This is a genomic window from Nocardioides daeguensis (assembly GCF_019192965.1).
GTDB lineage: Bacteria > Actinomycetota > Actinomycetes > Propionibacteriales > Nocardioidaceae > Nocardioides > Nocardioides daeguensis.
Genome location: NZ_JAHTKU010000025.1, coordinates 15,438 through 40,162, shown reverse-complemented (window position 1 = coordinate 40,162; position 24,725 = coordinate 15,438). Strand labels below are relative to the sequence as shown.

Below are 24,725 nucleotides of genomic sequence, written 5' to 3'. Positions count from 1 at the left end.
CGATATCGCGGACGCGCTCAGCGCCTGACCCGGATGCCGTGGCTGGTCCACGTCACGCTCCCGAGGCCGGGTCCACTGGCGGTGACCCGCACCGCGAGCCGCTTGCCGCGGTCCTTGCCGGCGACCCGGTACGACGTCTTGGTGGCCTTCTTGATCGGCTTGCCGTTGCGCAGCCACTGGTAGGCGAGAGTGCTCGGCGCGGGTGACCAGGCACCGCCCTTGACCTTGAGCACCTTGCCGGCCCGCGCCTTGCCGGCCAGGCGGGGCGCGGTCTTCAGCGCGAGCCCGGTGACCGGTGTCTTGCCACCGGGATCCTGCTGCTGGTCGGGGTCGGCCGCGGGCAGCTCGGCGCCGGCCCAGGAGACCTCGGTTGCTCCGGCGACGACCCGGGTCGCCTCGACCGTGCAGTCCAGCGGGTCCGGCTTGACCCACACGCCGTCGGGCTGCGACCACCCCAGGGCGCTGCCGTCGGGCGCGAAGGCGGGACTTCCCTGGCCGGGGACCGGGTCGTTGCTGCACACGCGCGTCGGCTGCACCGGCGTCGTGTCGGTGCGGATGTCACCCTCGAGGCGGTACGTCGCGACGTGGGTCTCGGCGTCCTCGCCCCGGACCAGCGCCAGCATGGTGCCGTCACGCGAGGTGACCGGCTCGCTGAGCTGCACATCGGTGGGGCTGGTCCCCTCGTGGAACCAGTCCCTCGCCGGGTTCTTCCCGAGGTCCTGGACGTCGACACCGAGCTCGCCGAGGCCGTTGAGGATGAGCCGGGAGTCGGTGACCCAGCTCGGGTTGTCGTCGCTGGACTGGCTGTCGTCGGCCGGCGGGGTGAGGTGATCGGCGGCCGTGATCGCGCTCGCCCAGACCGGACCACAGACCCACTGGCAGCTGGTGCCCTCGTAGGAGTAGGCGATCTTGGTGCCGTCGGGCGACACCGCGGCGGTGTCGACGACCGGCCCGAGCGGGTTGCCCCACACGTCGAAGAGGTTCGGCGGGTCGATCGAGTTGAGCGGGCGGCCGGTGACGGTCATCCGGTGGATCAGGGTGCCGCGCACCGCGACCACGTTGCCGAGGTCGTCGCCGGTCGGCGAGCGGTAGGGCGCCGCGGCGGTACCGTCGGTCGTCAGCCGGCGCTCGCCGGTGCCGTCGGGGTGCGCCGCATAGACGTCGTACCCCTTGACGTAGAGGAGGGTGCCGGGCAGGTCCGGGGTCCCGGCGGCAGTGGCCGGAGTGACCGTGGCGGCAGCGAGGCCACCCAGGGCGATCGCCGCTGCTGCGGCGGCATGGAGCAGGGTCCTCATCGCTTCACCTTCTTGGTCGCGCTGGTCCAGGTGGTGCTGGCCAGGCCGGGCCTGCTGATGGTCAGCCGCACGGAGATCCTCTTGCCGCGGTCCTTGCGGGACGGCTTGTCCTGGTGGGAGACGCCCCAGAATCCGGGATCGCTGGCGTACCCGGCCGCGGTGTAGCCCGTCGCCGACCGCAGCTTGCCGTCGGCGAGCCAGACGTTGTGGCCCTTGACGTAGACGATGGCGCCGGGGGATGACGTGGCGACGGCCTGGGGCGCTGGTACGACGCCGGCGACGACAGTGGCGGCGAGCGCCCGGCGGGCAGTGCTGAGGGACATGGTCGTGTTCTTCCTTGCTGATCGGTCTACGGGACCGGGTTGGTCAGAGGCCGAGGGCTCCGGCCGGGTCGTGGGTCGCCCGCACCCGCTCCGGAGGGAGGTGCGCGACGGCGCGAGTGCGGCGCTCGGGCCGGGGCCTCACCTATCGCACACGCCCTGCGCGGATGACGACCGTCGTGGTGGCGTAGCCGGCGCGCGCCAGGGTGACGGTGACGCTGAGCTTCTTGCGCCGGTCTCGGCGCTTGACCCGATAGGTCCGCTTCGTGGCCTTCTTGATCGCCTTTCCATTGATCCTCCACTGGTAGGAGATGGTCGTCGGCCGTGGCGAGACCCGGGCAAGCCTGAGGGACACCTTCGTGCCGACATGGGGCCTTCCGGACGTCCTCGACTTCCCGAGGACCTGGAAGGGACGGACCTGATTCATCGGCACGGTCTCGGGGTCGTAGACCGCTCCAGACCAGTCGGGAGCCGAGGCACCGGCGATCAGCAGGTGGAAGTTCACGGCATCGCAGCCCACGGTGACGTCATCGGCGACCCAGACGCCGTTGTCCGCCTGAAAGGCCAGCGCCCTGCTGTCCGGACCCCAGGTGGGGCTGACAAGTGCCCCGCCGCCGTCGTCGTCCCATGTGCACCGGTGGTCGGGAGGGGCAGGGATGGGCCCGCTGGTGACGTCCAGGTCGGCGTCGTAGTAGGAGATGCCGTCGTTGCCCTGGTAGCCGGCCGCCCCGGCAAGGCGCCGGCCGTCCGGCGAGAGCTCCACATCAGCCATCCCGTTCTGGGTGTCGAACCAGTGCCTCGGCTCACCCCCGAGATCGTGGACCATGACCTCGGCCCCGGAGCCGCCGCTCTGCAACGTGCGACTGTTGCCCGCCCACGACGGCATCTTGAAGTACGTCGATCCGCCGGCTTCCGGATCGGTGGCCCGATCGGGGGCGGTGTAGCCGGTGGCGGTCGAGCATCCCGACCCCGTGCAGCCGGTGTTCACCATGCTGTAGGCGATCCTGGCGCCGTTCGGCGAGATCGCGACCTGCCCGAGGTTGGTGAGCGAGCCCTTCAACGCTCGTGGCGTGAAGCGGTTGAGGAGGGTGCCGCCTTGGCGCATCCGAACGATCTGGCCCTCACGCCCTGCGGCGATGGTCCCGTCCTGGGCCATCGACGGCGAGAAGTACGGCCACGAAGATGTTCCATCCGCGGTGACCTGGCGTTGACCGCTGCCGTCTGGACGGGAGATCCAGACGTTGTGATCCTTGATGAACACCAGGGTGCCGGCGGATGCGGGCACCAGCCGGCCGGCCGTGTCGGCCGCAGTCGCTGGCTGCTGACCCATGACGGGGTACCCACCAGCCAATACCAGTGTCATCGCCGCCACGGCGGTGCGGGTTCGCTGAGCTGTCATCACTTCACCTGTCTGTACGTCGTTGCTCGGGCCGCGAGGCGGTCCGGGTTGTCAGTGGCCGATGACTCCGGCCGGGTCGTGGTGCTCGCGCACGTGCTCCAGTCGCTCGCGCACCCCGGCCGGCCACGCGCCGTCGAGCGCGGTCGGCTGATTCAAGGAGCCGACGAAGTTGGGCTGGAAGCCGCCACTCGCCCACGGCGCCATCGCTGTCGCGAGCGCAGCGACAGCCGTCGGCACCGGCCCGGCGAACAACTCCGGCACCGGGGCGCTGACCACGAACAGCCCGTACGCCGCGTCCCGGCCGAGCACCGAGTCCGGGCGCTGCGGCGCCCGGGCCAGGCGGCCGCCCAGGCGTCGTACCTCGACCACGGCGAGCGGGACCTCGACCTGCGGACCGGCCACCGCGAGCAGGGCCGCGGCGGCAGCGGGGTCGAAGTCGCGCAGCAGGGCCCCGGCCTCCAACGCCGGCATCGGCTGGTCCGGGTCGGCGTGGATGGCGCCGAGGGCGGCGACCGGCAGCTCGGCGACGGTGTCGACGATCGGGTCGGCCAGCTTGCGCAGCGGCTCGACCAGGGCGGCAGCGAGCTGCGCGTCGCCCACCACCGCGAGGCGCAGGTGCACGACGAACCGCCCGCGCAACGGCGTGGGGACCGTGTCGAGATCCGGCAGGCGCATCAGCGCCGCCGAGGTGTTCACCTGGTCCGGCACGAGCGCGGACCACACGGCCCACTCGGTCAGCACCCGCTCGGCATCGGCGGCGTCGAAGAAGAGGCCGCCGCCGTACACCGTGGCGAGCTCGACCAGGCCGAGCTCGACGGAGGTGACCACGCCCGGCAGGTGCTTGCCGCCGAGCAACGCGGCGAACAGGTCCGGGTGACTCGTCGCCGAGACCGTGAGGAGCTCGCCACGGCCGGTGACGATCTCAGCGGAGCGCACGAAGTCGCTCGCCCACCCGAAGCTGCGGCCGAGCGGGCTGAGCCCGCCGCCGAGCAGGTAGCCGACCGCGCCGACGCCGGGCGCCGAGCCGGCCAGGGGCGCCAGTCCGTGAGGTGCCGCGGCGGCCAGGACGTCGGCCCAGGTGGCGCCGGCACCGATCCGCGCCACCTGCATCCCGGCGTCGACGACCACCCCTGCGAGACGACGGGTCAGCAGTGCGACACCGCCCTCGATGGCGTGGGTCCAGCCGTGGCCGGTGCCGACCGGGTAGACCCGCTCGCCGCGGGCGGCCGCGTCGCGGACGACCCGGACCGCCTCCTCGGCGCTGCGGGGCTCGACGACCTGGAGCGGGAGGTGGGGATGAGCGAGGTTGAACACGGGGACTGCTCCAGCCATGGGCTTCCTTCGAGTCGGGGTGCGTCCAGCGTCCGGGGACACGCTGGAGTCCGACTGGGAGAGGACTGGAGACCGGCAGGGTCAACGGCGTGGGACGCACATCGATCCGGCCCTCTCGGCCTAGGCTGGCTCCATGGTCGCCCGCCAGGAGATGAACCAGGGGTCCGGCGCGGCCGGCACTCCCCCCGAGTTCACCGCTGCCGTCGCGGGCCTGCGTGCGGCCTCGTTCCGCCCCGAGGTGTTCTGCGAGGAGATGCCGGCACCGCAGCGGATCGCGCCGTACGCCGCCGCGCTGTCCGCCGACGTCACGGTCGACGACGAGGAGGTCGCCACCGGGCGGCTGGTCCTGCTCCACGACCCCGCCGGCAACGACGCGTGGGAGGGCACCTTCCGGTGCGTCGCCTACTGCCGCGCCGAGATCGACCACGACCTCGCGACCGACCCGCTGCTGACCGACGTCGGCTGGACCTGGCTGACCGACGCGCTCGAGGCCCACGGTGCCGCCCACGTCGCGGTCTCCGGCACCGTCACCAAGGTCGTGAGCGAGAGCTACGGCTCGATGGCCGACGAGCCGGGCAGCGCGCAGCTGGAGATCCGCGCGTCGTGGACGCCCGTCGACCCGGCCGACATCGCCACCCACGCCGAGGCGTGGGGCGAGCTCCTGTGCACCGCCGGCGGACTCGAGCCGGTGCCCGACGGGATCGCGGTCATGCCGTCGCGGCGCGGCCAGCGGGGCGGCGCCGGCTGATGACCAAGCAGCCGACCGAGAAGTCGACCGACGAGACGACCGACCAGGCCGCGCCCGAGGAGCAGCCGGTCGAGCTGCTGACCCTCGCCGGGGGTCTGCCGCCGGTCATCGACACCCCCGAGGCGCTGGCCGCCTACTGCGACCTGGTCGCGGCCGGGACCGGCCCGGTGGCGATCGACGCCGAGCGCGCGTCGGGCTACCGCTACTCGAACCGCGCCTACCTCATCCAGGTCAAGCGGGCCGGCGCCGGCATCGGCCTGATCGACCCGATCCCGTTCGGCGAGCTGTCCCCGCTCGCCGAGGCCATCGGCGACGCGGAGTGGATCCTGCACGCCGCCACCCAGGACCTCCCCTGCCTCGCCGAGGTCGGGCTGCGCCCGGTCGCCCTGTTCGACACCGAGCTGGCCGGCCGCCTCCTCAACTACCCGCGGGTCGGGCTCGCGACCCTGGTCGAGACCCTGCTCGAGCGACGCCTGCGCAAGGAGCACTCCGCCGTCGACTGGTCGACGCGGCCGCTGCCCGAGCCCTGGCTGGAGTACGCCGCCCTCGACGTCGAGGTGCTCGTCGAGCTGCGCGACCTGCTGGCGGCGCAGCTCGAGGAGGCCGGCAAGGCCGACTGGGCCCGCCAGGAGTTCGAGCACGTGCGCGGCTTCGAGCCGGCGATCCGCGTCGATGCGTGGCGGCGCACCTCCGGGCTGCACAAGGTCCGCGGCCGCCGTACCCTGGGCGCGGTGCGGGCCCTGTGGGAGACCCGCGACGCCATCGCCCGCGAGCGCGACGTGACGCCGGGACGGCTGATCCCCGACGCGGCGATCGTCGCCGCGGCGACCGCGATGCCGACCAGCCGGGGTGCGCTGCTCGGCACCTCGGGCTTCCACGGCCGCGGCGCCGCCCGGCACTCCCGCGAGTGGTTGGCCGCGCTCCAGGCGGCCGCGGAGCTGCCGGAGAACGAGCTGCCGACCCGGGTCACCCACGGCGACGGGCCGCCCGCGCCGCGCACCTGGGCCGACAAGGACCCCGTCGCCGCACGGCGGCTCGAGCTCGCCCGGGCCGCGGTCTCCGCGCTGGCCGAGGAGCACTCGGTCCCGCTGGAGAACCTGCTCACCCCCGACACCCTGCGCCGGGTGATGTGGTCACCGCCGGGCACCCGCGACCCGGTCGACCTGCTCGAAGCGGTCATCGACCAGCTCCGTGCGCTCGGCGCGCGCAGCTGGCAGATCGGGCTGACCGCGTCGGCACTGAGCCGGGCCGTCCTCGAGGCCGAGGACGGTACGGCCCGCCCGAGGAGGAGGCGTCAGGGCGTGGCGGAGGCCGACCCCGACGGGGCACCGGACGCCGAGCCGGACGCCACGTCCGACGGCGTCTCCGACGGCGCGACGTAGTCCGGGTCGAGCAGGCTGCGCGACTTCTCGTCGATCGCCTTCAGCGACTCCTGGAGGTCGGCGATGTCCGGCGTCGTCAGCAGCGTCTCGATGTCCGGGTCGACCAGCTGGCGCAGCTCGCGGCCCTGGGCCATCAACGGCGGCAGCACGATCGTGCGCATCACCGCGTTGAAGACCGCCGAGTGCTCGGGCGCCATCCCGGGCTGGAGGAAGTCGTTGGAGAACGCGACGGTCAGCTTGGCCGGCTGGACGTACCCGGTCTCCGCGACCCGCGCCAGCGCCTCGTCGCTCACCAGGTAGCTGAGCACGTTGGCCGCCGCCTCGTTGCGCTCCGGACGGGCCGGCGCGATGCAGATCCCGTTCAGGTCGGCGACGGTCTGGGCCGAGCCGAGCGACGGCATCGGCAGCACGTCGAAGCTCAGCCCCTCGACGCTGCGCAGCTCCGGCGTCATCTGGCGGAAGCCGGCGATCATCGCCAGCTTGCCGCGCTTGAACCAGTCCACCGCCGGCCGCCGCGCCAGCTGCTTGGCGCTCAGGGTCAGCCGCGGGTCGCGGAGCAGCTCGAGGGTACGGCGCAGCGCGTCGGTCGAGCCGTCCTCGCCCAGGGCGAGGCTGGTGGGGTTGGTGTCGTCGTCGAACAGCGTGCCGCCACCGGAGTAGACGAACGGCGCGAGCCCGGGCAGGGTCGGTTCGATGTAGATGCCCCGCGTGTTGCGCCGCGGCCGGCTCGCGAACTCCGCCGCCGCCCGGAACTCCGCGAAGTTCCAGCCGCTGTGGTCGTCGTTCGGCACCGGGAGGCCCTCGGCGTCCATCGCGGCGAAGTCGACGAGGGCGGTGTTGTAGTAGATGACCATCGGCGAGGCGGCGTACGGCATGCACTGCAGGTCGTCGTCGAACGAGAACGCCGAGACCGCGTCGCGCGACCAGTCGTCGCCGATCGGGATCTCGCGCTCGTTGACCAGGTCGAGGAGCGGCACGTTGCGCTTCTCGGCGGCGGCCTGGGCGAGGTCCCCACGCGGGAGCAGGTAGAGGTCGGGCTTGGCCCCGCCGCTGCGGATCGCGTCGAGCATCGCGTCGGCGTCCGGCCAGGACACGACCGACACGTTGGTGTCCTTGCTGGAGGCGTTGTAGTCGTCGACGACGCTCTGGTAGGCCGCGATCTCGGGCGCCGTGCCCCACACCGCGAGCTGCAGCTCGGTCACCGGCCGGGCGGTCGGCTTGTCCACGTGCGGGGAGCGCTTCTGCTCGGTGCCGCTCGCGAGGGCGATCATGCCCACGAGGACCACCAGAGCGACCCCGACCACGACTGCACCCGTCCGCCACGTGAACCGACCCACGGCGGCAACCCTACCGGCCGGTCACAGGCCGACCGTCACGGCCGCGGTCCTAGGGTGGTGGGGTGTCCGAGCACCGTCGTCACCACCGTCCCGCGCCGCGGGAGGCTGCCTTCTTCGACGAGTACGTCGGCGCCGCCGACCCCGCGCTGCTCGCCGAGGCCGCCGAACGGGCCGCTGCGCTCCTGGTCCGCGGCGCCCACACCAGTGACGACGCCGGGGTCGCCGAGCGACTGGTCCACCTCGCCGACACCGAGGGCATCGAGGCGATCGCCGAGGTCTGGTCGCAGGCTCCCGCCGACACCCTCGCCGGCTGCCTGTGGCGCCTCTACCTGCTCCGTTCCTGGGTGTACGCCGACCCGGCCGGCGTCGCGCGCCAGTTCGAGGCGGGCCGCAGCCGGGCCGAGTTCGCCCGCGTGGTCGCCGGCGTCGCCGACCCGCCCGGCCCCGACGAGCTGCGCGCCATCGTCGACGAGGTGCTCCGCGGCATCGCCGAGGGCGAGTTCGCCGACGTCCTGCTCCGCGCCTCCGCCTTCGCCCGGGTCGTCGCCGCCGGTCGCGCCACCCTGCACGAGGTGCCCGCCACCGACATCCGCCGCATGCTCGAGCTCGCCGAGCAGCTCGAAGCGGCCGGCCACCTGGAGCTCCTGCACCGCTTGGCGTGAGGACTGGATCCGAGGCCGTAGACTGAGGACTCGAGCACGCCGGGCCGCGGCAGCCCCGGGTCCCAAATTCAGCCGCTACGAGCGGCCCTGCGCCGTGAGGCGCTCCCGGTCCGGCGTGCTCGACCTCCCGGCGGCGGCCCGTCGCTAGCGCACGACGACGCGACAGCTGGTGCTCGACGCGCTCACGGTCGGGGAGCCGAGGAAGCGGATCTTCAGCTTGTGCCTGCCCTTCGTCAGCTTCTTGGTCGTCAGGATCACGGAAGTCGCGCCGGCGGGAAGGGTCCCCTGCGCGACCACCCTGCGTCCGTCGCGGATCTCGATGCGTCCCGACGCGGGACGTGACGCGGAGACGACGACCTTGGCCCTCACCCGCCGCTTCGCCACCTTCACGGAGCCCACCTTCACGGTCGAGCCCACCGCCTGGGAGTGGCTGGACACCCGGACGGGGGGATCGACGAGGTAGCTGAGCGTCCTGCTGACCGACGGGGCCTGGGTCGCCGTACCGGTGTAGCGCGCCGACACCTGGTAGGTGCCCACCTTGTCCGTCGGCATGGTCATCCGCGCGGTGCCCTCCTCGTCGACGGCGACCTCCTCGCCGATCTGCGCGCCATCGAGGTAGAACGCGACCTTGCCATCGGCCGGGTCGACGCTCTCGTAGACGTCGACGGTCGCGATCGCCTCGATGGGGTAGGCGTTCGGAGACCCGGGAGGCCAGGTCCGCCACCCGCTCAGCACCAGACCGGTCACGGTCTCGAAGGCGGCGGTGCTCACCCGGACAGTCGGGTTGGCGGCCGGGGCCGGCGTGGCGGTCGAGACACTGGCCAGAGTCGTGGCCAGTGACACCGCAAGGGCGGCGGTCCCCCGCAGGACGACGCTTCGACGACGGGGCCGGGAGCTCATCGCACCCTCACCCGGTAGGTCCGGCTCGCCCCGGCCACCGTCGGCGAGCCCAGAAAGCGCACGGTCAGCCTGCGCTTGCCCGGCTTCAGCCTCTTGGTCGTCAGCGTGATCGACGTCGAGGCGGAACTCAGCACCCCTCGGGCGACGACGCGCCTGCCGGACCGGATCTCGACCACTCCGTCGGCGGGCGCCATCGACGACGCCGACGACACCGCGATCTTCGCCTTCACGCGGTGCTTGGCCACGCTCTTGAAGCTCCCCGTGACGCTCGATGGGGACATGACCGGCGGGGTCGGGCTGCCCGGATCGGAGGGTCCCGGGGTCACGGTGAGTGTGAGCCTGGCGTGCGACGCACGGACGTTCACGTCGCCCGAGTAGTCCAGCGTGAGGTCATGTGTTCCGACCGGCAGCACGATGGTCCCGTGTCCGGCCACGAGTGTCACGGTGCCCAGGAGCGTGGACCCCTCCGTCACCGCGACGGACCCGCTCGGCTTCACCACCGAGCCGGACGCGACCACATCGACGGATGCCTCGGCGCCGGCGACGACAGTGTCCGGCGTCACCGAGATCGTCGACGATGCCTGCCCGACCGTCAGCATCCGTGCGGGGCTGAGCGAGCCGTCGTGGGTCGCACTCCCGAGATAGCGCGCGGTCACCGAGCGCTGCCCGACGGCTCCGGGTGCGAGTGGGAGACGTGCGCTCGCGTCGGCCCCTACGGGGGATCGGCCGACCTCGTTGCCGTCCACGTAGAAGGCCACCTGACCGGTCGGACGTGCCGCCGCGCCCGTGACCGCGACGCTAGCGGTGGCAAGGACCTCGTCGCCCCCGACAGTGGCGGTGCCCCGATCCAGCTGGAGCGAGGTGGTCGTCGGGATCGCAGTGCTACCGGGCTCCTTGATCTGGATCATGGTGCGCGATACCGCCGACTCGGCGGTGATCGCGTCACCGGTGTTCGAGACCTGGATCTCCCAGGTGCCGGTGTGAGTGGCCGCGAACTGCCCGAGGTCGAACCGGACCGACTGATTGCCGCCCGGGTACGCCCGCCCGGGCTCGATGACGACGGGTTCGCCGCCGTCGGTGGGTTGCGCCACGACCTTGATCGCGCCGTGCGGTGACTCCCTCAGGATGAAGGTGGTGCTGGCGCGCACGGCGGCGTTCATGGTCAGGGGCTCGCCCTGCGTCAGCACGGTCGCCGAGAAGGTCGCGTCGACCACGTTCGGGATCCGCTCGACGACCAGGTCGCCCACGAAGCTGCCCGTGCCGGGAGCGGTGGGCGCGTAGAACCCGTCGCCGGCGTACTCGATCTCCACGAAGTGGGTGCCGGGCCGAAGGTGGTCGTCGACCGACTCCACCAGCGTTCGTCCGTTCTCGTCGATCATGCCCCCGCCGACGAACCGCTGGGTACTCGTGTGCAGGGCGATCATCGTGCCGGCGGTCGGCCGCACCGCGCTCGGTGCGTCGGCCGCGAGCTCGACCGGCAGGAAGGCGCTGTACGGCACCGTCGTGCTCGACAGCCGCACCGTGCCCGTGATGAGCTGCGGCACGAACCGCTCGTAGGCGGTGCCACCCAACGTGCCGTCGCCGGCTGCCACGTCGACCCGGTACGACGTGCCGACCTTCAGACCCGTGGTCGGGATCTGGAACTGGGCCGGGAGCTCCTTGGTCTCGAGCTCGATGCCGTTCATCGACACGGTCCCGGCGATGGGGTCACCCGTTCCCCCGGACACCCTCACGTTGAGCAGCAGCGGGTCCCCGTACCTGGGGTCGGCGACCTTCGTCGCGCTGACCTTCAAGGGCGGTGCGGCCGGCGCGACGGCCGGCGGGCCGGCGTTCGCTCCCTCCACGCCGAGGGCGGCCGGCAGACCGGCCAGGCCTGCGAGCAGCGTCGCGACCAGCGCTGCGCGGACTCCGGGTCGTGCGATACGACCACGCGACGTCCGTACGGCCCGCGCTCGGCGGGAGTCGTCGGACCTGGATGGTGTTCTGGGCTCTCTCACGTCGGCACCCTGACCGGGGCCGTTGGAGACCGGCTTGAGACCGACTGGAGCCCGGGTGAGCTCTCAGAGTGCGTCGAGGGCCTTGCGGATCCGTACGTCGGAGACCGGGCCGTCGGTGCCGAGCTGCTGGGCCCACAGCGAGACCCGGTACTCCTCGAGCATCCAGCGGATCGCCCGCAGCCCGGCGCCGGCCGGGCGGGCGTCGGGGAGCGCGGCGACCCGGGCCAGGTAGGCGTCCTGGAGCGGGTGGAGGACGTCCATCCGCTGCCGGTCCTTGGTGAGGGCGGCGGGGCCGCCGGTCTCGAGGGCCGTGCGACGCTCGCGCATCGCCGCCAGCCAGGTCCGGTAGCGCCGCAGCCGGGCGGCCCCGGCCTCCCCCACGAACCCGTCGTGCACGAGCCGGGCGAGCTGTCCCTGGAGGTCGGTGAGCGCGGGGAGCATCGGCAGGTCGGCGCGGCCGGTGAGCAGCCGGTCGACCTCGCGCCAGGTCGCCAGCACCCGCAGCAGCTCGGCGAGCACCTCACGCACGCCCGCGGCGGCGCTCGGGCGCAGGGCGGCCAGCAGGTCGTCGTACTCCTGCCGGGTGCGGACGGGCGGCCGGGCGTCGACGGCGTCGACCACCACCGCGCGCAGGCAGTCGGCGAGGATCGCGGGCACGCCGGCGTACGGCGTGCCGGCGAGACCGAGCTTCTCGGCGTTGCCGAGGCGCTCGACCACGCCGTCGAGGGGGCGTGCGCCGAGGGCGAGCAGGGCCAGGCGGACCACGCCGAGCCGGTGCCGGGCGTCGCGCTCGTCGGCGGAGCCGAACACCTGCAGGCCGACGGTGGCGCCCTCGTCGACCAAGCCGGGGAACGCCTCGACCTCGTGGCCGGCGCGGGTCCAGGTGGCCGTTGCCGGGATGTCGTCGAAGACCCAGGTGGTCTCGCCGCTGCGGGCGACGCCGGAGTCGGACGCGACCTCGGCCAGCGCCCGGTCGAACTGCGGCTGGAGCGGCGCCTTGAGCTCGGCCAGCGACTTGCCGCTCCCCTGCACCGACCCGTCCTCGTCGACGACCCGGTAGCTGGGCTTGAGGTGCTCCGGCAACGACGCGAGGTCCCAGGCGTCGCGCGGGACGTGGACGCCGGTCGTCGAGCGGAGGTAGCGCTCGAGCGCGGTCAGCAGCGCCTCCTCCCCCGCGGGTACGGCGGCCAGGAACGCGCGGGCCGTGTTGGGGGCCGGCACGAAGCTGACCCGCAACGCCTTCGGGAGGCTGCGGATCAGCTCGGTCACCAGCTCCTCGCGCAGGCCCGGGACGATCCAGGAGAAGTCGTCGTCGTCGACCCGGTTGAGTGTGGCGACGGGGATGTCGATGGTGAGTCCGTCGTCCTTCGCGCCCGGCTCGAAGTGGTAGCTGATCGGGAAGGTCAGCCCTCCCGTCACCGACCACTGCTCGGGGTAGTCCGCCTCACGGACCTCCTCGGCCGTGTCGTGGGTGAGCATCGCCGGGTCGAAGGTGAGCAGCTCCGGCTGGCTGCGCCGGGCGTCCTTCCACCAGCGGTCGAAGTGCGCGCCGCTGACGATCCCCTCGGGGACGCGGGCGTCGTAGAAGTCGAACAGGGTGTGCTCGTCGACGACGAGGTCGCGACGCCGGGCGCGGTGCTCGAGCTCCTCGGCCTCGGCGAGCAGCCGGCGGTTCTGGGCGAAGAAGCGGTGCCGGGTGTCCCACTCGCCGTAGACGAGGGCGTGGCGGATGAAGATCTCGCGCGACAGCTCGGGGTCGACCTTGCCGTAGGACACGGCGCGGTCGACGGCCAGCGGTACGCCGTACAGGGTGACCCGCTCGCGCGCCATGACGGCCTGGCGCTTGCGGGACCAGCTCGGCTCGGAGTAGGTGCGCTTGACCAGGTGGGCGCCGAGACGCTCGGCCCAGCGCGGGTCGATCGCGGCGTTCTGGCGGGCCCACAGCCGGCCGGTCTCGACCAGCTCGCCGGCCATCACGAAGGGCGGGTTCTTCCGGGCCAGCCCGGAGCCGGGGAAGATCGCGAACTTCGCGCCCCGGGCGCCGAGGTACTCGCGCGGGCCGGGCCGCCGGTTGTCCTTGCGCGCTCCCGGCTTGGGCGTCTCGCGCTCCTCGAGCACGCCGACGTGGGACAGCAGGCCCGACAGCAGGGCCTGGTGGATGCCGTCGGCGTCCGGGGTCTCGCTGGGCGCCTCGAGCCGGACGCCCATCTCCTTGGTGACCTGACGCAGCTGGGCGACGAACTCCTGCCACTCGCGCACGCGCAGGTAGTTGAGGTGCTCGCGCTTGCACATCCGGCGGAAGGCGCTGCCGGACAGCTCCTTCTGCTGCTGGCGCAGGTGGTGCCAGAGGTTGAGCCAGGTGAGGAAGTCAGAGCCCTCGGCCTTGAACCGGGCGTGCAGCTGGTCGGCCTGCGCGCGCTCGGTGGGACGGTCGGCGCCGGGGCGCTCGCGCGGGTCCTGCAGCGAGAGGGCCGCGACGATGACGAGCACGTCGCGCACACAGCCGAGCCGCTCGGCCTCGAGCAGCATCCGGCCCAGCCGCGGGTCGATGGGCAGCCGGGCGAGGCGGCGGCCGATCTTGGTCAGCTCACCCTGGCGGGCACCGGAGGTGACCGCCCCGAGCTCCTCGAGCAGCTGGGTGCCGGCCTGGACGTTGCGCCGGTCGGGCGGCTCGACGAACGGGAACCGCTCGATGTCGCCGAGCCCGAGCGAGGTCATCTGCAGGATGACGGAGGCCAGGTTGGTGCGCAGGATCTCCGGGTCGGTGAACTCGGGCCGCGCCTCGAAGTCCTCCTCGGCGTACAGGCGGATCGCGATGCCGGCCGCGACCCGGCCGCAGCGCCCGGAGCGTTGGTTGGCGGAGGCCTGGCTGATCGGCTCGATCGGCAGGCGCTGGACCTTGGTGCGCGCGGAGTAGCGGGAGATGCGGGCGACGCCGGTGTCGACGACGTAGCGGATGCCGGGGACGGTCAGCGAGGTCTCGGCGACGTTGGTGGCCAGGACCACCCGACGCCGGGAGCCCTTCGCGGGCGCGAAGACGCGGTGCTGCTCGGCGGCGGAGAGGCGCGAGAAGAGGGGCAGGACGTCGACGCCGCGGATGCCCTCGCCGAGCGGGGCGAGCGCCTCGGCGGTGTCGCGGATCTCGCGCTCGCCGGGCAGGAACACCAGGATGTCGCCGGGGCCCTCGGCGGAGAGCTCCTTGACCGCGTCGACGATGGCCTCGGTCTGGTCCCGGACGATCGGCTCGCCGTCCTCGTCCTTCTCGAGCTCGGTCCCTGAGGAGGCGAGGGACGACCCGTCCCGAAGGGCCATCAGCGGGCGGTAGCGGACCTCGACCGGGTAGGTACGCCCCGAGACCTCGATGATCGGCGCACGCACGGGGGGCTTCGCCCCCCGTGGCCCCCCCGAAAGCACCGCGTGGCCGGCCTCGTTCAAGGCGAAGTGCTCGGCGAAGCGCTCGGGGTCGATGGTCGCCGAGGTGATGACCAGCTTGAGGTCGGGGCGCTTCGGCAGCAGCTGGCGCAGGTAGCCGAGCAGGAAGTCGATGTTGAGGCTGCGCTCGTGCGCCTCGTCGATGATGATCGTGTCGTAGCGGCGCAGCAGCCGGTCGCGCTGCAGCTCGGCGAGCAGGATGCCGTCGGTCATCAGCTTGACCCGGCTCTGCCTCGAGGTCTTGTCGGTGAACCGGACCTGGTAGCCGACCAGGTCGCCGAGCTCGGTCCCCAGCTCGGAGGCGATCCGCTCCGCCACCGACCGCGCAGCGATCCGCCGCGGCTGGGTGTGCCCGATCATCCGCGGCCGGCCGTCCTCGCCGGGCGCCCCACGCCCCAGCTCGAGGCAGATCTTCGGCAGCTGGGTGGTCTTCCCGGAGCCGGTCTCGCCCGCGACGATCACGACCTGGTGGTCGCGGATCGCGGCGGCGATGTCCTCGCGTCGGGCGCTGACCGGGAGGTCGGGCGGGTAGGTGATCTTCACAGCGCGCCCATTATGGCCGGGGTTGGGTGGGTGAGAGTGATCCAGAGGTCACTCTCACCCACCCGACTCCCGCGTCAGAGAGCCTCCACGTTGCGGACCAGCGCCTCGCTGGAGTGCTTGACCGCGATGCCGACGACCGGCTTGACCGCGCCGGCGATCGCCTTGCCGGCCGGGCCGCCGGGCAGGGTGTAGGAGATCCAGGCGTCGACCCGGGTGCGGTCGCCGCCGAGGTCGGTGAAGGTCCAGCGCTGGGTGTTCTCGACACCCTTGACGGAGGTCAGCTCGAGGAGCCGGTCCTGCTCCCAGGCGGTGCACCGGATCCGAGCCTTGAGGTGGACGCCGACCTTCATCACGCCGTCGTACTGCGCTCCGACGCCGCGGAGCTGGTCGGTGACCGGCTCGATCTTCGCCAGGCCGTACATCCAGTCCTTGGTGCAGGTGAAGTCGTCGACGTACGCGAACACCTTGCTGATCGGCGCCGCGATCTCGACGCTGTGCTCCACCACGTTGGTCACGGCGGAAGTGTGACACGCAGTCACAGGTTCAGCGGGGAGGGGGCAGCGCGTCGGTCGCCTCGAGCTGGCCCATGCCGGTGACCATGAGCAGGTCGGCGACGATCGCACGCAGCTGGGCGAGGATCGCCTCGGCGGTGAGGATGTCGGTGCGCTCGACCCGGCCGGTGGCCGCGCCCACGGCCAGGACGTCGTCCCGGGCCGCCAGGGCCATCCGGTCGGCGCGCAGCTCGCCGGCGATGGCGTCGGCCGCGGCGGCGAGGTCGGCGGTCAGCCCGATGTAGGAGGCAGGCACGGGCAGCCGGCGGTAGGCAGTGATCGTGGCATGGCGCACCAGCACCCGGGTGCTGCGCAGCGCCCGGTCGAGCGGGTCGACCAGCTCGGCCATCCGCCGCAGCGGCTCGCGGTGCCGGAGCCGGAACGGCGAGGAGCTGACGACGGCCATCCCCTCCTCGGCGGCGGCCTGCAGCTCACGGGTCAGCCGGTCAGTGGACCGGGCGTCGGCGAGCAGCTCGAGCGCCGGCGTGACCTCCCCGTCGACCATCACGTCGGCCGCGGCGCGCAGCAGCTCGGCGATCTTGTCGGCGACCGCGGAGGCCTGCTCGCGGGGCCGCCGCAGCGGGGCCGCCGGGACCGCCATCGCCGCGAGCAGCGCGACACCTCCCCCGACGAGCGCGTCGGTCCAGCGCAGGAAGGAGCCTTCCGCGCCGGGCAGCAGCACGGTGACGACGATCGACTGCACCGCGGCCTGGGAGACGAACATGATGCCGGCGTCGAGGAGCAGCGCGAGCGACATGGAGAGGAACACGATCAGCGCGAGCTGCCAGCCCCCCGAGCCGATGCCCGCGACCAGGACGTCGGCCATGAAGACACCGATCGCCACGCCGAGCATGACCTCGACGACGCGGCGCAGCCGCTGGCCGTACGACGTGCCGAGGCACAGCACCGCCGCGATCGGGGCGAAGAACGGCAGGTCGTGACCGAGCAGGTCGTGCGCGACGAACCAGGCCAGACCGGCCGCGACCGAGCACTGCGCGACGACCCACACCTTGTCGCGCCACCGGTTGAGGCGGCCGCGCAGCGACAGGCGGCTGCGCGACCACATCCGGTCCAGGACTCCGTCGCCCACCGCCTCCACACGGCAACCCTAGTGGCGTCCACGCTGAGTTCGTCGAGTAGTCGCCGGAGCGAGGAACGAGCGCAGGCGACGTATCGAGACACCTCACCGACGTCTCGATACGCCCGACCGCTCGTCCCTCGCAATCGGGCTACTCGACGACCTCCGGGGCGGCGTCAGACCGCCTTGGCGGGCAGGACCCTCTTGGAAACCAGCGCGACGACGTCCTCGTAGCGCGAGCCGGTGAACTTCGCGAAGTTGTGCAGCGCGTGGGCGTCGAGGCCGACGAGGACCCGCGCCTGGTTCTTCACGATGCCCTTGACGATGATCTCGGCGGCCCGCTCGGGGGTCATCTTCGCGAGCTTCTCGTCGAACAGCTTCGCCGTGGCGGCCTGGTCCTCCTTGGCGGAGACGCGGGCGCTGCGAGCGATCGCGGTCTTGATGCCACCGGGGTGCACCGACGTGACGCCGACGTTGTGGCCGGCGATGAGCATCTCCTCGCGCAGCGCCTCGGTGAAGCCGCGGACCGCGAACTTGGTGGCGTTGTAGGCGCTCTGGCCGGGCATCGCGACCAGCCCGAAGAGCGAGGACAGGTTGACGACGTGGCCCTCGCCGGAGGCGATCAGGTGGGGCAGGAACTCCTTGGTGCCGTGCACGACGCCCCAGAAGTTGATCCCGACGATCCAGTCCATGTCCTTGTAGTCGAGGTCGACCACGTCACCGGCCAGCGCGACGCCGGCGTTGTTGATGACGACGTTGACCTGGCCGAAGTGCTCGGCCACACCGGCGGCGTACGACGCGAACGCCTCGCGGTCGGCGACGTCGAGCCGCGCGGTCTGCACGTCGGGCGAGCCCGCCTTCGAGGCGAGCCCGGCGGTCTCGGCGAGCCCGGCCTCGTTGACGTCGGACAGCGCCAGGCGCGCGCCCTTGCCGGCCAGGTTCACGGCCAGCGCGCGGCCGATGCCCGAGCCGGCGCCGGTGATGACGACGACCTTGTTGCTGAGGTTCTTCACGCGTTGACTGCCTCTCGCTGGTGGGAGACCTCGACGTCGTAGCGGTCGAGGTCGAACGTGCTCAGGTGCTGCCGGAACGTGAACGTCTGTCCCGGCCAGAGCGTGGTGTTGTTGCCGAACTTGTCGAGGTACCAGCTGGCGCAGCCGCCGGTCTGCCACACGGTCGGCTTCATCTTGCGGCGGATCTCAGCGGTCCACGCGTCCTGCGCGGCCCGGGTCGGCTCCACGGCGGCGAGGCCCTCGCGGCGCATCGCCTTGGCGGCCTCGACGACGTACCTCACCTGGGACTCGATGATGAAGATCATGCTGGAGTGGCCCAGCGCCGTGTTGGGGCCGACGATCTGGAACAGGTTGGGGAAGCCGTGGAAGGTCGTCCCCTTGTACGCCGCCATGCCGCTCTCGTCCCACAGCTCGGCGAGCGTGCGGCCCTCGCGGCCGGTGATGTGCCGCGCGATCGGGGGCTCGGTCACGTAGAAGCCGGTGGCCACGACGAGGACGTCGATCGGCCGCTCCACGCCGTCGGCGGTGACGATCGCGTTGCCGGTGATCTTGGCGATCGGATCGGTCACCAGGTCGACGTTGTCGGCGTCGAGGGCGGGGTACCACTTGTTGGAGATCAGGATCCGCTTGCAGCCGGCGCGGTACGACGGCGTGACCTTCGCGCGCAGCTCGGGGTCGGAGATGCCCTTGGCGATGTTCTTCTTGCCCTGCAGCTCGACCGCGCGCATCACCTGCGGGAACTTCGCGAAGGCGGGCACGCGGGACTCGAGGGTGGCGTAGACGAGGGCGCGCAGGGCGCGCTGGGCGCCGGGGACCCGCTTGAACACGGTCTTCTCGAAGGCGGTGAACGAGCGCTCGTTGCGCGGGATGATCCAGTTGGGCGTGCGCTGGTAGACGTCCATGTGGCCGACCACCTTCTGCAGCTCGGGCACGAGCTGGATGGCCGAGGCGCCGGTGCCGATGACGGCGACCCGCTTGCCGGTGAGGTCGACGTCGTGGTTCCAGCGGGCGGAGTGGAAGATCTCGCCCTGGAAGGTGTCGATGCCCTCGATCTCGGGGAGCCGGGGCTCGGAGAGGCCGCCGGCGCCGGCGATGACGGTGCGGGCGGCGTACTCCTTCGCGCCACTGGGTCCCTCGGTGCGCACGATCCAGCGCTGGGCCTCCTCGTCCCACCGCGCGTCGAGGACGGCGGTGTCGAAGACGAAGCGGTCGAGCGTGCCGGAGTCCTCGGCGACCTTGCGGGTGTACTCCCAGATCTCGCGTTGCGGCGAGTAGACCTTGGACCACTCGGGGTTGAGCGCGAAGGAGTAGGAGTAGAGCTGGCTCGGGACGTCGCACTCCGCACCCGGGTAGGTGTTGATGTGCCAGGTGCCACCGACGTCGCTGTCCTTCTCGATGACGACGAAGTCGCGCTCGGCGGCCTCGTCGAGCTTGATCGCGGCCGCGAGACCGGCGAAGCCGGCGCCGACGATGAGGTGGTCGACCAGGGTGCGACCTTCGCTTCGGGAGCTCATGGGACGACGCTATTGGCGCTATTGAACATCTGTCAATAGAATGTTCGGCGTGACGACCGCCACGCCCTCCCCCGCCCCGCGCACCCGGCTCTCACCGGCGCAGCGTCGTACCCAGCTGCTCGAGCTCGGCGTCCGCCTGCTCGCCACCCGCTCGCTCGACGAGCTCTCCATCGACCTGCTCGCCGAGCAGGCCGGCATCTCGCGGGGGCTGATGTACCACTACTTCGGCGGCAAGCAGGGCTTCTACGAGGCGGTCGTCCAGCACGCGGCCGACGACCTCTATGCCCGGACCGCGCCGCCCGACGAGGGCGAGCCGATGGAGCGGCTGCTCGCGTCGCTGGCCGGGTACGTCGACTACGTCGTCGGCAACCACGCCGGCTACCGCTCCCTGGTCAAGGGCGCGACCGCCGGCAACGACAACCTGCGCGCGATCTACGACACCACGTTCGCCGCGCTGGCCGAGCGGTTCTTCACCTCCGACCCCGGCGGGCTGGTCATCCCGGACACCCCGGCCGTGCGCCTGGTCATCCACGCCTGGCAGGCCATGGTCGAGGACCTGGTCCTCACCTGGTGCGACTCTCCCGCCGGCCTGTCCCGCGCGGACCTGCTGCAGGTGATCACCGCATCCCTGCCGGCCATCGTCGACACGCTGCCCGGGTGACGCAGCGAGCCGGGCCCCCACATGGGGACCCGGCTCGCGAGAAGGCGACGTGAGGTCAGGGCAGGTTCGCCACGTCGTCGCACTCGTCCTTGACCGCGTCGGTGAACGCCTTCTCGTCGCCCTTCTCGTCCTTGTTGTCCTCCGCCCACTTCAGCAGCGCGTCCGACGCCTTCTTCAGCTTGTCGGCGTCGCCCGACTCCGCCGCCTTCTGGGCGTCCTCGGCCAGCGCGCAGTACTCCTTGGCGAGCTTGCCCTCGTCGGCGCCACCGCACGCGGTGAGCGAGAAGGCAGCCGCAAGCACGATGCTGCCGAGGCCAAGGGTGGTCTTCTTCATGGTGTCTCCTGTAGTCAGGCGATGCGATCGCGAACGTGGCTTCCGGGCGCAGCGAAGTGCCGCCGCCCGGAACCGTGGGGAGCATCCCACCGACACGTCCGGCGAAACCTCACCAATGCACGCGGTGTCACTCCCGGTGTCACTCCCGCCGCTCGGCGGGCCGCGACCGGGCCCGCCGACGGGCGCGGGTCACGCCCACCAGGCGGGGGCCGGCCAACCGGGCCTCGACTCGGCGGGCCTCGCGCATGACCGGCTGGGCGACGTACTCGCCGAGGATCACGCCCGAGGCCAGGGCGATCGCGACCGAGGCGGCGGTGACCATGGCGAGCAGGCCCTGCGCTGCCTGCTGGCCGCCCTCCTCGCCGAGCAGGAACAGGCCGCGGTAGATCGACAGACCCGGCAGCAGCGGCACCACCGCGGAGACCACCACGACCAGCGGCGGCACCCGGAAGCGGCGCCCGACCGTGTAGCCGAACAGCCCGATCGCGAAGGCGGAGAGCCCGACGGCGAAGGTCCGGCCGGCCCCGGCCTCCGACATCAGCTCGGTGGCGGCCAACGACAGACCACCGAGGATGCCGACGGGCAGCAGCGTGCGCAGGGGGGCGTACGACGCGAACGCGAACGCCGCCGCGCCGATCGCCCCACCGACACCGACCGTGGTCACCCCGACCAGGTCGAAGCGCGGCAGGGTCAAGGTGGGGATCTCCAGGCCCACCGCGGCGCACAGCGCCAACCCTCCGCTGACACCGGCGATGATGCCGGCCGTGGCGAGCACCGCCTCGAGGATCCGCGCGCCGCCGGTGACGAAGAACCCGGAGAGCGCGTCTTGGACCGCGCCCATGAAGCCGATGCCGGCGAGCAGCATGATGATGTTGGCGGTGACGACCAGCGACGCGTTGAGGTGCACCCACGGCTCGGCGAGGCGGGTGCCGAGCGCGGCGAGCACCGTGGCGACCACGCCGCCGGCGACCTGTTGGTAGAAGCCGGGCAGCCGGCGCCGGGTCATCGTCAGCTGGAGCCGGTCGATGCAGATCGCCGCCAGCATCGCCACCAGGACCACGACCAGGTTGCCGCCCAGCTGGAGGCCCACGCCGCCGCACATCACGCCCCACGCGAGCGTCGCCGCCCAGCGCGGCCGCGCGTGCCCCGACGACACGATCTGCGCGAGCTGGGTGCGCGCGGACTCGAGGTCGCTCTCCCCCGCGACCACGGCGCGCACCATGTGGTCGACCAGGGTCAGGTGCTCGTAGTCGATCTCGCGCTGGGTCACCGCGCGCAGCTGTACGACGGGCGCCTCGTCCGGCCCCTGCTGGACGCTCATGGCCAGCGAGGTGAACGTGACGTCGACCTGCGTGTGGCGTACCCCGAGCGCCCGGGCGAGTGCCCGCATCGTGGCCACGACGTCGGGGGCGCCGGCCCCGGAGGACAACAGCACCTCCCCGACCTTGAGGCACAGGTCGAGCGTGCGGTGCAGGGTCCGCCGGTCGTCCATGGCGCCATGCTGTCAGGTCGGCGAGGCCCTACGCTGATCGCGTGCGCATCGACTTCCACGGCTCGCCCGAGCCGACGCTGGGGGTGGAGTGGGAGTTCGCGCTGGTCGACCGCCGTACCCGCGACCTCCGCAACGACGCCGCCCACCTGTTCGCGCGGGCCAAGCCGCGGATGCCTTCGCCGGACAAGCTCCACAAGGAGCTGCTGCAGAACACCGTCGAGGTGGTGACCGGCGTGTGCGGCACGGTCGGGGAGGCGATGGCCGACCTGCGCGACACGCTGCAGTACGTCGCGAGCGCGGCCGACGACCTCGACCTCGACCTGTACGGCGCCGGCACCCACCCCTTCGCGGACTGGACCGGCCAGCAGCTGACCGAGGGCCACCGGTACGCCGAGCTGATCAACCGCACCCAGTGGTGGGGCCGGCAGATGCTGATCTGGGGCGTGCACGTGCACGTCGGGCTCCCGGAGAAGGACCGTGTGCTGCCGGTCCTCAACGGCCTGCTCACCTACTACCCCCACCTGCAGGCGCTGTCGGCGTCCTCACCGATCTGGATGGGCGTCGACACCGGCTACGCGTCCAACCGGGCGCTGATGTTCCAGCAGCTGCCGACCGCGGGCCTGCCCTTCCAGTTCGACACCTGGGAGCAGTTCGAGCACTTCGCCGAGGACCAGCTGACGACCGGCGTGATCGACGAGCTCAGCGAGATCCGGTGGGACCTGCGCCCCGCGATCAAGCACGGCACCTTGGAGAACCGGATCTGTGACGGGGTCTCCACCCTGGAGGACATGCAGGGCCTGGTCGCGCTCATGCACTGCCTGGTGGTCTGGCTCGACGAGCGCGTCGCCGCCGGCGAGACGGTCACGACGATGCCGCCGTGGCACGTGCAGGAGAACAAGTGGCGCGCCGCGCGGTACGGCGTGGACGCGATCGTGATCCTCGACGCCGAGTCCCACGAGCGGCTGGTCACCGAGGACCTCGCCGACCTGGTGCCGCGGCTCGAGCCGGTCGCGGCCCGGCTGGGCTGCGAGACGGAGCTGGCCTCGGTGCTCGACATCGCGACCCGCGGGCCGTCGTACGTCCGCCAGCGCGCGGTCGCCGAGCGGACGGGCAACGACCTGGTCGCCGTCGTCGACTCCGTGGTGTCCGAGCTGAAGGCCGGCCTCTAGCCGGTCAGGAGCCGGGGAACTCGATCCGGCAGTCCGCGTCGTCGCAGGCCGGCGTCTCGGCCCAGACCGTCGCGCGCTCGAAGACGGCGCCGGTCGACGTCATCACCTGCACCCCGGTGAACTTCGACTCCCGGAGGGCCTTGACCACGAACACGACGTCCCCGTCGCCGTCCCCGTCGACGTCGCTGAGCGCGGCGCCCTGCAGGCTGCGCTGCCCGACGGTGCTGGTGCCGGTGAAGCCCGCGACCGCGCGGGGACGGCCGTCGGCGAGGTCGTAGACCCGGACCTCGATCTCCTCGGTGTACGCGCTGACCTGGACGGCGACCAGGCTGGTCGTGCCGTCGCCGGTGACGTCGCCGACGAGGTACGCGTCGGCGTACAGGTCGTCCTCGACGACCGCGCCGACCTCGAACTCCGTCCCGGTCGAGGTGAGCAGCGCGTAGCCCCGCTCGCCGGAGTAGTAGCCCGAGCGGTCCTCGTCCTTCACCCGCTCGGCCGGCAGCCGGGTCCACAGGTCGGCGTCGCCGTCGTGGTCGAAGTCGCCGCTGCGGATCTCGGTCGCGTCGATCGTCGCGTTGGTCAGCGACGCCCAGCGCACCGGGTCGGCGAACCCGCCGGTCCCGTCGCCGGCCAGCACGTCGATCTCGACGGTCCGGTCGTTCGGTCCGGCGACGGCCAGGTCGGCGGTGCCGTCGCCGTCGAAGTCGCCCGCCTGGACCAGGATCGTCGTACCCCCTCCGTCGAGCGCGGACATCGGCAGCCGGAAGGTCTGGTCCCCCGGGAACTCCGGGTCGGACGACGAGAGCCGCAGCTGGTCGGCCTCGTCGTCGAAGACCCAGCCGAGCTGTTCGTCGACCCCGTCGTCGTCCCAGTCGAGGGACAGCTCGTCGGGAACCACGGCGTCCTCGAGGGCGCGCTCGCTGGTCGTGAACACGGTGCCGTTGCTGCTGGCGGTGACCCGCGAGGTGCGGTCGTAGTCGGGCGAGAAGTAGTAGACCGCGTCGCCGTACCCGTTCCCGTCGAGGTCACCCTGGACGGCGACCGGGTGGCCCTCACCGCCGCCGCCGGTCGCGGTCGTCCGGTCCGCCCACGGGCGCAGCGCGGCGAGGGTGCCGGCGGTGGCGGCGAGGAGCACCAGGACGACGGCGAGCGCGATCCACGGACCGAGCCTGCGCTGCCGGGGCGGCGCCGGCGCGAACGCCGGCGGCGAGGTTGGCGGGACGGGCGGGATCGGCGGGACGGGCGGGACGGGCGGCGGAGCGAAGGCCGGCGGCGGAGGCAGCGAGGGCGCAGCCGGGACGGCCGCCGCCGGGCGCACCCGGGTCGACTCGTCCACCGGCGCGAACCGGGTCATCGGGCGTCGTTCGTCGGTCCACTCGGCACCGTCCCAGCGGCGCTCCATGCCGTCGCCGTCCGGGTACCAGCCGGGCGGGGTGATGTTGCTCAAGGCCCGTTCCCCCTCTGCTCGCTGCTCAGCCGCAGGCGCTCCTACCCCGCCGTACCGCCGCCCACGCCTGCCCCCACCAGATCCGGGCCGCTTGTGGCGACCGTCACGACACGCAAGGA

Annotated in this window: 20 protein-coding genes; 5 read left to right on the top strand and 15 right to left on the bottom strand. The window is 72.4% G+C overall.

Going from position 1 to position 24,725, the window contains the following annotated elements:
• Positions 1-17 precede the first annotated feature (17 nt).
• The 4 genes from KU893_RS20100 to KU893_RS20085 all read right to left on the bottom strand — a co-directional run bounded on the left by KU893_RS20100 (position 18) and on the right by KU893_RS20085 (position 4,346).
• Positions 18-1,295, bottom strand: coding sequence for a TolB-like translocation protein (locus tag KU893_RS20100; protein ID WP_218236176.1), 1,278 nt, complete (start codon positions 1,293-1,295; stop codon positions 18-20).
• Positions 1,292-1,618 carry a hypothetical protein gene (locus KU893_RS20095; protein WP_218236175.1) on the bottom strand — a complete coding sequence of 109 codons (327 nt, stop codon included), beginning with the start codon at positions 1,616-1,618 and terminating at the stop codon, positions 1,292-1,294. The genes KU893_RS20100 and KU893_RS20095 overlap by 4 nt, the downstream gene beginning before the upstream one ends.
• A 142-nt stretch (positions 1,619-1,760) precedes the next feature.
• On the bottom strand, positions 1,761-2,945 hold the full coding sequence (locus KU893_RS20090; RefSeq protein ID WP_218236174.1) for a TolB-like translocation protein: 1,185 nt from the start codon (positions 2,943-2,945) through the stop codon (positions 1,761-1,763).
• 120 nt (positions 2,946-3,065) lie between these two features.
• Positions 3,066-4,346 carry an FAD-binding oxidoreductase gene (locus tag KU893_RS20085; protein ID WP_218236173.1) on the bottom strand — a complete coding sequence of 427 codons (1,281 nt, stop codon included), beginning with the start codon at positions 4,344-4,346 and terminating at the stop codon, positions 3,066-3,068.
• A 133-nt stretch (positions 4,347-4,479) separates the two neighbouring features.
• Between KU893_RS20085 and KU893_RS20080 the strand changes: the two genes are divergently transcribed.
• Both KU893_RS20080 and KU893_RS20075 read left to right on the top strand, forming a co-directional pair.
• Positions 4,480-5,094, top strand: a complete 615-nt coding sequence (locus tag KU893_RS20080) for a DUF3000 domain-containing protein (RefSeq protein ID WP_218236172.1) — start codon at positions 4,480-4,482, stop codon at positions 5,092-5,094.
• A complete protein-coding gene (locus KU893_RS20075; protein WP_218236171.1) occupies positions 5,094-6,476 on the top strand; it encodes an HRDC domain-containing protein in 1,383 nt (460 codons plus the stop codon). The genes KU893_RS20080 and KU893_RS20075 overlap by 1 nt, the downstream gene beginning before the upstream one ends.
• On the opposite strand, the gene KU893_RS20070 is transcribed toward KU893_RS20075, so the two are convergent.
• Positions 6,389-7,813, bottom strand: a complete 1,425-nt coding sequence (locus KU893_RS20070) for an extracellular solute-binding protein (protein ID WP_218236170.1) — start codon at positions 7,811-7,813, stop codon at positions 6,389-6,391. The genes KU893_RS20075 and KU893_RS20070 overlap by 88 nt on opposite strands.
• A gap of 62 nt (positions 7,814-7,875) precedes the next feature.
• On the opposite strand from KU893_RS20070, the gene KU893_RS20065 reads away from it, so the two are divergent.
• On the top strand, positions 7,876-8,475 hold the full coding sequence (locus KU893_RS20065) for a hypothetical protein (RefSeq protein ID WP_218236169.1): 600 nt from the start codon (positions 7,876-7,878) through the stop codon (positions 8,473-8,475).
• A 144-nt stretch (positions 8,476-8,619) separates the two neighbouring features.
• Here KU893_RS20065 and KU893_RS20060 read toward each other — a convergent pair whose 3' ends face one another.
• From KU893_RS20060 to KU893_RS20030, 7 genes are all read right to left on the bottom strand, one after another.
• Positions 8,620-9,246, bottom strand: coding sequence for an Ig-like domain-containing protein (locus tag KU893_RS20060; RefSeq protein WP_218236168.1), 627 nt, complete (start codon positions 9,244-9,246; stop codon positions 8,620-8,622).
• 125 nt (positions 9,247-9,371) lie between these two features.
• Complete coding sequence (locus tag KU893_RS23730; RefSeq protein WP_218236167.1) at positions 9,372-11,219, bottom strand: Ig-like domain-containing protein; 1,848 nt, start codon at positions 11,217-11,219, stop codon at positions 9,372-9,374.
• Between the two features lie 216 nt (positions 11,220-11,435).
• A complete protein-coding gene (gene hrpA, locus KU893_RS20050) occupies positions 11,436-15,347 on the bottom strand; it encodes an ATP-dependent RNA helicase HrpA (RefSeq protein WP_218236166.1) in 3,912 nt (1,303 codons plus the stop codon).
• Positions 15,348-15,421: 74 nt separating this feature from the next.
• The gene (locus KU893_RS20045; RefSeq protein ID WP_218236165.1) at positions 15,422-15,862 is read right to left on the bottom strand and encodes an SRPBCC family protein; all 441 of its coding nucleotides are present in this window, start codon (positions 15,860-15,862) and stop codon (positions 15,422-15,424) included.
• Positions 15,863-15,890: 28 nt separating this feature from the next.
• The gene (locus tag KU893_RS20040; protein ID WP_257440822.1) at positions 15,891-16,997 is read right to left on the bottom strand and encodes an FUSC family protein; all 1,107 of its coding nucleotides are present in this window, start codon (positions 16,995-16,997) and stop codon (positions 15,891-15,893) included.
• Positions 16,998-17,152: 155 nt separating this feature from the next.
• Positions 17,153-17,989: an SDR family NAD(P)-dependent oxidoreductase gene (locus tag KU893_RS20035; protein ID WP_218236164.1), complete on the bottom strand. Its 837-nt coding sequence runs from the start codon at positions 17,987-17,989 to the stop codon at positions 17,153-17,155.
• Positions 17,986-19,503 (bottom strand): flavin-containing monooxygenase, encoded by a 1,518-nt coding sequence (locus KU893_RS20030; protein WP_218236163.1) that lies wholly within the window; start codon positions 19,501-19,503, stop codon positions 17,986-17,988. Before KU893_RS20030 ends, KU893_RS20035 begins: the two co-directional genes overlap by 4 nt.
• 40 nt (positions 19,504-19,543) lie before the next feature.
• Here KU893_RS20030 and KU893_RS20025 point away from each other — a divergent pair, with 40 nt between their 5' ends.
• Positions 19,544-20,164, top strand: a complete 621-nt coding sequence (locus KU893_RS20025; protein WP_218236162.1) for a TetR/AcrR family transcriptional regulator — start codon at positions 19,544-19,546, stop codon at positions 20,162-20,164.
• A gap of 55 nt (positions 20,165-20,219) precedes the next feature.
• On the opposite strand, the gene KU893_RS20020 is transcribed toward KU893_RS20025, so the two are convergent.
• On the bottom strand, positions 20,220-20,498 hold the full coding sequence (locus KU893_RS20020) for a hypothetical protein (protein WP_218236161.1): 279 nt from the start codon (positions 20,496-20,498) through the stop codon (positions 20,220-20,222).
• A gap of 139 nt (positions 20,499-20,637) precedes the next feature.
• Entirely contained in the window at positions 20,638-21,990 is a 1,353-nt protein-coding gene (locus KU893_RS20015; protein WP_218236160.1) for a threonine/serine exporter family protein, read from the bottom strand.
• A 41-nt stretch (positions 21,991-22,031) separates the two neighbouring features.
• Between KU893_RS20015 and KU893_RS20010 the strand changes: the two genes are divergently transcribed.
• Entirely contained in the window at positions 22,032-23,159 is a 1,128-nt protein-coding gene (locus KU893_RS20010; RefSeq protein WP_218236159.1) for a glutamate--cysteine ligase, read from the top strand.
• Positions 23,160-23,163: 4 nt separating this feature from the next.
• Here KU893_RS20010 and KU893_RS20005 read toward each other — a convergent pair whose 3' ends face one another.
• Positions 23,164-24,606 (bottom strand): FG-GAP-like repeat-containing protein, encoded by a 1,443-nt coding sequence (locus tag KU893_RS20005; RefSeq protein ID WP_218236158.1) that lies wholly within the window; start codon positions 24,604-24,606, stop codon positions 23,164-23,166.
• Positions 24,607-24,725 lie beyond the last annotated feature (119 nt).